The sequence below is a fragment of the Euzebyales bacterium genome (assembly GCA_035461305.1).
In the GTDB taxonomy this organism is placed as follows: domain Bacteria; phylum Actinomycetota; class Nitriliruptoria; order Euzebyales; family JAHELV01; genus JAHELV01.
The window spans coordinates 20,965-27,614 of the sequence record DATHVN010000131.1 but is presented as its reverse complement, the minus strand read 5'-3'; the positions used below and the strand labels follow the sequence as shown (position 1 = coordinate 27,614).

The window sequence follows — 6,650 nt, the reverse complement described above, 5'->3', positions numbered from 1 at the left end:
ACCCTCGCCGGCACCGCTGCGCTCGTCCTCCTGGTACCGATTGCCGGCCACGATGATCGCGGGCTGGCGCAGCCTCGACCACGACGTGGCGTCCGCCCTGAGGACGGAGCAACCATGTGACGGTGCAGACCGCTGGCGCGGTGGTGGCCTTCGGTCCCGACGCCCACGTCGTCGCCGACAACCTGGTGAGGATCTACAAGGTCGCCGACCTCGAGATCGTCGCGCCGTCGCCATCGGCCAATGAGCCGGAGCTGCTGCTCGCCGACGAACCGACCGGCGAGCTCGACAGCGCGACGTCGGCTGAGATCCTCGAGATTGGCCCCGACCGCACGTCGAGGTGGCCCTGCGGGCGCTGTGCCCGCAGCGCTGCGCGATGACCAGGTGCGGGAGCTGCTCGACATGGTCGGCCTCGGTGACCGGGCCAGGCACAGGCCACATGAGCTGTCGGGTGGTGAGCAGCGGGTGGCCATCGCGCGGGCGCTGGCCAACCGCCTGCGCTGCTGATCGCCGACGAGCCGACGGGTCAGCTCGACTCTGCGACCGGCAGAGTGATCATGCGGGCTTATCCAGGCTGTCGCGCGCGCCGCACACATGACCGCAGTTGTCGCGACCCACGACGCGGAGCTGATCGATGTCGCCGACCGGGTCGTCGAGCTGCGCGACGGACGCGTCATCGCCGACGCACGCCAATGACCACGGTGTCGGCGCGGGCGTGGTGCTAGGGTCGCGCCGCCCTCCCCCACGACCGTCACGGTGGTTGCATGCGGCCCTCGGACCTGTCCCTCCTCCACACCGTCGGCGATCCCCGCGTCCATCCCGACGGCGGGCGCATCGCGTTCGTAGTGTCCACGCCAGACCTCGACGATGACGCCTACGTGCGCACGATCCGGTTGTGGGATCCCGAGCGTGGCGACCGGCAGTTGACCCACGGACCGAAGGACGCCAGTCCCCGTTGGTCGCCCGACGGACGCAGGCTGGCCTTCCTGCGCACGGGCGGCGGAGACAAGGACCGGCCACAGCTCGCGGTGCTGCCGGCCGACGGCGGCGAGGCGCGGGTGTGCACGGACCTCCCGCTCGGCGTGACGGACCTGACGTGGGCCCCCGACAGCAGGCACATGGTCGTCGTCGGCGTCGAGTGGACGCCGGACCTGGCCGACCGTGACGACGACGAGCGGGCCCGCCGACCACGCCGCATCACCCGGATCCCGTACCGCGACGACGCCGACGGCTGGATCCACGACCGCCGCAGTCACCTGTGGCTCGTCGACGCCGACGGCGACGCCGACCCGTGCTGCCTGACGCCGGGCGACCACGACGAGTCGGCCCCGGCGTTCCGCCCGGATGGGCGCACGGTCGTGTTCACCTCCCAGCGCCGCGACGACCGCGAGACGAACCCTGGTGCGGAGCTGTACGAGATCGACCTCGAGGGGGGCGATCCCGCCCTGCTCGTCGACGCGGGCCTGTGGGGACGGCCGGTCTGCATCGACCAGGACTGGCTCGTCGTCCACGGGCTGGACGATCCCTTCGCGTGGCCGTCGCCGGCACGCCTGTACGGTCACGACAGGGATGGCGGCCTGACCGACCTGAGCGCCGGCCTGGACCGCGACGTCACATTCGACCTGCCGGCGCCGGTTGTCACCGACACCGGGTGGCTCGCGCTCGTCCACGACCGCGGGCGGTCGCATGTCTACCGCTTCACCGGCGAGCGGAGCCCGGAGCTGCTGGTCGGCGGCGACCGCCTGGTGACAGGCGTGGCCGCGTCAGCCGACGGCTCCACGGTGGCCTTCACCGCGACCGGCCTGACCGATCCCGGCGAGCTGTGGCGCCTGGTCGACGGCACCGAGGAGGTGCTCACGGCGGTCAACGACCACGTGCGCACCGACGGCGACCTTGTGGGAACCGAGCACGTGACATTCTCCCGCGACGGTGCCGAGATCGACGCGTGGGTGCTGCTGCCGCCCGACGCCGGCGACGACGTCCCATTGCTGCTCAACATCCACGGCGGGCCCACGACCCAGTACGGGTTCGGCTTCTTCGACGAGTTCCAGGTCTATGCGGCCGCCGGCTATGCGGTGGTCGGGGTCAACCCACACGGCTCGTCGGGCCGTGGCCGGGACTGGGCGCGGGCGGTCGTGGGCACCTGGACCGACGGCGGGTCACCGGACACGCTGGATCTGGAGGCCGCGGTCGACATGGTGCTCGACCGCTACCCGCAGGTGTCGGGCGAGCGCCTGGGCGTCATGGGCGGCTCGTACGGTGGGTTCGCGACCGCGCGGCTGCTCGCGCGCACCGATCGGTTCCGCTCCGCGGTCGTCGAGCGCGGCCTGCTCAACTGGGTGTCGTTCGGAGGCACGTCGGACATCGGCGCGTACTTCGACCGCATGTTCATGGATCGCTCGCTGCCGGCGGACGCAGCTGCGCTGTGGGCCGCCAGCCCGGTCGGGCAGGCCGACCGCATCACAACCCCGACCCTGGTCGTCCACTCCGAACACGACTGGCGCTGCCCCGTCGAGCAGGGCGAGCAGCTGTTCGCGATGCTGCGCCGCAACGGCGTCAACGCCGAGCTGCTGCGGTTCCCCGACGAGGGCCACGACCTGTCACGCTCGGGCTCGCCGAAGCACCGGGTCGAACGTTTCGAGGCGATCCTGGACTGGCATGCCCGACACCTCCGCACGACAACGACGACCGGACCAGCGCCCGAAGCACCCGGGCAGCCAGATCACCACGTCGGCGCAACGACTCCCCAGACGAGCATCCCCCGCACGTCCGGGGAGCCAGATCGCCACATCCACGGAACGGCTCCGCCGCAACGCAGCGGGCTCGGGCCGATCAGCGGGCGATGTCGGCCAGGCTTGCGGCTGTGACCCGGACCAGGTCGCTGGGCGCAAGCTCGATGTCGAAGCCCCGACGCCCGCCGGACACGTAGATGGTGTCGTACAGCTCGGCGGTCTCGTCGAGCACCGTCATGTGCGCACGCTTCTGGCCGATCGGGCTGATGCCGCCGACGACGTAGCCCGTCCTGCGTGCGGCGACCGCCGGATCGGCCATCGCCGCGCGCTTGCCGCCTACCGCGGCGGCCAGCAACCTGAGGTTCAGCCGGGCCGTCACCGGGACGATGCCGACCACCAGCTCGCCGTCGACGTCGGCCAGCAGCGTCTTGAACACCCGCTCGGGCTCGACGCCGAGCTCGGTGGCGGCCTCGAGGCCGAAGCTGTCGGCGGACGGATCGTGGTCGTACGGATGGGCGCGGAACGTCACGCCCGCCGCGTCGAGCGCGAGCGTGGCCGGCGTCGTGGGACCGTCGTGCATCGGCCACACGGTAGGTCGGTGGTGCCACACCGGCCAGCGTCGCTCAGTAGGCTTCGACCGGGGGGCGCTCCTCGTTCCGTTCGGCGATCCAGCGCGCGGCGGTCGACGATCGGCCGATCGGTACGTGCCGGGTGGCGAGGCCGATCACGGGCATGTTGCCGTACATCGCTCACGCTCACCCGCGCGCACCCGGTAGGTCTCATGTGCCAGACGCCCAGCTCGCCAGGTGTCGCGGATCAGCCTGTTGAAGGACTGCCAGGCCGGGAGGTGCGACCACCGGCTCGACCTGGCGAACCGCTCGAGGTCGGCGACCGAGCGCCAGTACTGGACAGAGATGGGCCGCAGGGCGCCGTAGTTCTCGACGTGTAGGCAGCCGATCTCGGGGTGCTCGGCGATCTCGCGCTGCATGGCGCTCATCGCGCGGGCGACGGGACGGGCACCCACTGACGCAGCTTCCACGGCTTGTGGATGCGCGCGCCGATGAGGAACATCACGAGGTCACCGTCGAGCTCCGCGGTCCACTGTCCAGGATGGATCATTGTGCCAACCCTCCGTCATCTTGTCAGCGTCAAGTTGCGGCATCAATCCTAGCCTGCGAGTCTTGTCGGTGTCAAGATGACGACGACCGGTTCCTATCACCACGGCGACCTGCGCGCGGCGCTGCTGCGCGAGGCAGGCTCACTGCTGGAATCCTCCGGCGCCGAGGCGATCTCGCTGCGGGGTCTTGCGCGCGCGCTTGACGTGTCCCATGCCGCACCCAGCCATCACTTCCCCAACCGGATCGCACTGCTGGCCGAGCTGGCCGCCGACGGCTATGCGCAGCTCGCCGAGGACCTCGCCGCTGCCATGGCCACGACCGCTCCCGACCGGTGGCTGGCCGCCACCGGTCGAGCGTACGTCCGGTTCGCCCTGGCGAACCCCGAACGGTACCGGCTGATGTTCACGTCACGGCTGACGCAGGGCGACTGCCCGGACCGCCTGGAGGATGAGGCGTCAAGGGCGTACCGCCTGCTACTGCAGGCGGTCCAGCAGCGTGAGGCTGACGTCGACCCGGCGAGCTACCGGATGGCGGCGGCCGAGCTGCGCGCCTGGTCGCTGGTGCACGGTGCCGTCATGCTGTGGCTCGACGGCCAACTCGGCGACGTCTCGGAGGTCGAGTTCGTGGCGCTGATCGATCTGGTCGTCGCCGACGCGGGCTGACCGGGCGACGAGCTCCGAGGCCGGCCGGCAGATCAGGGTCACCGCAGGACGTCAGGGCCTGGTCCGGTAGCGGTGCATCGTCAGTGGTGCGAACACGGCGGTGAGAACGATGATCTCGACAGTCCCATTGACACGTCGCCGACGCCGGCGTCGTCGAGCAGCTGGCGCGCCCTGTCGGGGTCGTAGCTGTACGGGGCGTAGTCGTAGTACCTGAAGCTGCTCTCTGGGATCGCGGTCTGATTGACCGTCGCCGCACCGAACTTCGCGGCCTCCGTGATGGCCTCGCGGTCGATCGCGTACGACGGCGCCTGGCGACTCCAGGGCGAACGGGCCGGTCCCATTCGCCTCGGTGGCAAGGTCAATGTCCCTCCGCGGCGTTCTCTGGCAGGATCGCCATCCCCTTGAACGATCCAATGTCCGCCAGCAGGCTCGGTGTCGGCTCACTGAGCAGGATCTCGACCGTCTGGGGGTCGGGGGCATTGATGTGCTCGACGGTCGAGAACCTGTAGGCGTTCGCCAGCTCCTCGTCGATGATGCGGTTGTACGAGTCGGCGACGTCGGCGGAGTCGAATTAGACCGTCGTGGAACGTGACGTCGTCGCGCAACGTGAACGTCCAGGTCAGGCCGCGTCGCTGGTCTCCCACTCGGTCGCGAGCGAGGCTCCATCTCCAGGTTGTCCGGGTTCGGCACCACGAGGGTGTCGTAGACGTTCTCGAGGACCTGGAAGGCGGCGTACGCCGTGGTCGAGTGGGGATCGAGCTGGTCGGTGCCACGAGCAGGAACAGAGCGCCGGGGACGGTGAGACGACTGGCTACAAGTGACCGGTCCGAGGACCTGTCCTTCCGGCCATCGCAGACGTTTTCGGCTACGTCAAGAGTAGGAGAGGGGCGGCGTCCCGACGCGACCTCGTCAGGCCGCGTGCACCACCGCGGCGACCGAACGAGCGATCACCAGCAGCAGCTGATCGTCGCCGGCCGCGCCAATCAGCTGCACCCCGACCGGCAGCCCGTCATCACCGACGCCGGCTGGTAGCGCCACGGCGGGCACGCCCGCCAGGTTCAGTGCCGCGCTGTTCCAGCACAGCGCGCGCCCAAGGCGCAGATCCCGGCCGCCGATCGTCACCTGCTCGGCACCGTACTCGGGCGCGGTCGTGGCGGCGCCGGGCGCCAGCAGCACGTCGACCCGGCGCAGTGCCGCGTCGAAGCCGGCGCGGACCTCGGCTGCGTGGTCACGGCCCGGTCGTAGGTCGGCGTGTCGATCCGGACCGCCGACCGCAGCTTGGCACGCGTGGCGGGAGTCAGGCTGTCGGCGGTCTCGGTCAGGAGGTCGGCGTGCACCGCGCCGGCCTCGACCCCGATGATCCGGTCGGCGTGCCACACGGCGTCCGCGAACGACGGGGTAGGCACCGCCGTCACACGGGCACCGGCGCGGCCCACGACGTCGGCGACCGTCGCGAACGCACGCCTCACGTCGTCGGTCCACACCGCGCCAGCGGTCGCCAGCCCGAGGCGCAGACCCGCCAGGTCGACGTCGACGGTCGGGTGTCGGGTGCCGGCCATGCCGGCCAGGAGCAGGGCCGCATCGTCGGCGGTCAGTGCCGCGGGGATCCGGATCGACCCCGCCGTATCGGTGCCGACCGCGCCGAGGCACATCCCCGCTGCCAGAGCCGCCGCCGAACCGCCTGACGACCCGCCGGGCATCCGACCAAGGTCGAGCGGGTTGCGCGTCGCTGGGGTCGCGACGCCGTAGGCGAGCTCGTGCGTGGCGGTCTTGCCGATCACGACGGCGCCCGCCGCGTCCAGGCGCTGCCACACCGCGGCGTCGCGCGTGGCGACGACGTCGGCGCGCGCGGCGCATCCCGCGCCTGTCACGACGCCGGCAACGTCGACGACGTCCTTGACCCCGACCGGGATGCCGAGCAGCGGACGGCGCAGATCGCGGTCGTCGGCGACCTCCGCCGCGGCGGTCCGTGCCCGCTCGCGGGCGCGGTCGGCCGTGACCGTGGCGAACGCGCCGATGTCGGCGTCGCGTTCGGCGATGCGGTCGAGGCACGCCGCGGTCACCTCGACCGGCGACCGCTCGCCCGGGCCGGAACGCGCGTGCGGCCGCGACGATCGTCAGCGGCCCCCGCCGGGTCGCCC

General features: G+C 71.4%; 10 protein-coding genes. 4 read left to right on the top strand and 6 right to left on the bottom strand.

Annotated features, from left to right (window positions below; translation table 11 throughout):
* The first annotated feature begins 116 nt into the window (after nt 1-116).
* The 3 genes from VK923_12185 to VK923_12175 all read left to right on the top strand — a co-directional run bounded on the left by VK923_12185 (nt 117) and on the right by VK923_12175 (nt 2,864).
* Nucleotides 117-377 (top strand): hypothetical protein, encoded by a 261-nt coding sequence (locus VK923_12185; protein HSJ45433.1) that lies wholly within the window; start codon nt 117-119, stop codon nt 375-377.
* A 4-nt stretch (nt 378-381) separates the two neighbouring features.
* On the top strand, nt 382-504 hold the full coding sequence (locus tag VK923_12180) for a hypothetical protein (protein ID HSJ45432.1): 123 nt from the start codon (nt 382-384) through the stop codon (nt 502-504).
* Nucleotides 505-761: 257 nt separating this feature from the next.
* Nucleotides 762-2,864 (top strand): S9 family peptidase, encoded by a 2,103-nt coding sequence (locus tag VK923_12175; GenBank protein HSJ45431.1) that lies wholly within the window; start codon nt 762-764, stop codon nt 2,862-2,864.
* Here the strand turns inward: VK923_12175 and ybaK are convergent.
* The 3 genes from ybaK to VK923_12160 all read right to left on the bottom strand — a co-directional run bounded on the left by ybaK (nt 2,830) and on the right by VK923_12160 (nt 3,848).
* A complete protein-coding gene (ybaK, locus tag VK923_12170) occupies nt 2,830-3,309 on the bottom strand; it encodes a Cys-tRNA(Pro) deacylase (protein HSJ45430.1) in 480 nt (159 codons plus the stop codon). The genes VK923_12175 and ybaK overlap by 35 nt on opposite strands.
* A 144-nt stretch (nt 3,310-3,453) precedes the next feature.
* Nucleotides 3,454-3,717, bottom strand: a complete 264-nt coding sequence (locus VK923_12165; protein HSJ45429.1) for a DUF4188 domain-containing protein — start codon at nt 3,715-3,717, stop codon at nt 3,454-3,456.
* 5 nt (nt 3,718-3,722) lie between these two features.
* Nucleotides 3,723-3,848: a hypothetical protein gene (locus VK923_12160; GenBank protein HSJ45428.1), complete on the bottom strand. Its 126-nt coding sequence runs from the start codon at nt 3,846-3,848 to the stop codon at nt 3,723-3,725.
* Between the two features lie 76 nt (nt 3,849-3,924).
* Between VK923_12160 and VK923_12155 the strand changes: the two genes are divergently transcribed.
* The gene (locus VK923_12155; GenBank protein ID HSJ45427.1) at nt 3,925-4,509 is read left to right on the top strand and encodes a TetR-like C-terminal domain-containing protein; all 585 of its coding nucleotides are present in this window, start codon (nt 3,925-3,927) and stop codon (nt 4,507-4,509) included.
* Between the two features lie 80 nt (nt 4,510-4,589).
* Here the strand turns inward: VK923_12155 and VK923_12150 are convergent, their stop codons facing one another.
* The 3 genes from VK923_12150 to VK923_12140 all read right to left on the bottom strand — a co-directional run bounded on the left by VK923_12150 (nt 4,590) and on the right by VK923_12140 (nt 6,572).
* The gene (locus tag VK923_12150; protein HSJ45426.1) at nt 4,590-4,850 is read right to left on the bottom strand and encodes an ABC transporter substrate-binding protein; all 261 of its coding nucleotides are present in this window, start codon (nt 4,848-4,850) and stop codon (nt 4,590-4,592) included.
* A 568-nt stretch (nt 4,851-5,418) separates the two neighbouring features.
* A complete protein-coding gene (locus tag VK923_12145; GenBank protein ID HSJ45425.1) occupies nt 5,419-5,685 on the bottom strand; it encodes an amidase family protein in 267 nt (88 codons plus the stop codon).
* Entirely contained in the window at nt 5,628-6,572 is a 945-nt protein-coding gene (locus VK923_12140) for an amidase family protein (protein ID HSJ45424.1), read from the bottom strand. Before VK923_12140 ends, VK923_12145 begins: the two co-directional genes overlap by 58 nt.
* Nucleotides 6,573-6,650 lie beyond the last annotated feature (78 nt).

What these genes read in the sequence shown, in the direction of transcription:
- VK923_12175 (HSJ45431.1), top strand. Translation starts at nt 762, where the DNA reads ATGCGGCCCTCGGACCTGTCCCTCCTCCACACCGTCGGCGATCCCCGC.
- ybaK (HSJ45430.1), bottom strand. Translation starts at nt 3,309, where the DNA reads ATGCACGACGGTCCCACGACGCCGGCCACGCTCGCGCTCGACGCGGCG.
- VK923_12165 (HSJ45429.1), bottom strand. Translation starts at nt 3,717, where the DNA reads ATGCAGCGCGAGATCGCCGAGCACCCCGAGATCGGCTGCCTACACGTC.
- VK923_12160 (HSJ45428.1), bottom strand. Translation starts at nt 3,848, where the DNA reads ATGATCCATCCTGGACAGTGGACCGCGGAGCTCGACGGTGACCTCGTG.
- VK923_12155 (HSJ45427.1), top strand. Translation starts at nt 3,925, where the DNA reads ATGACGACGACCGGTTCCTATCACCACGGCGACCTGCGCGCGGCGCTG.
- VK923_12150 (HSJ45426.1), bottom strand. Translation starts at nt 4,850, where the DNA reads ATGGGACCGGCCCGTTCGCCCTGGAGTCGCCAGGCGCCGTCGTACGCG.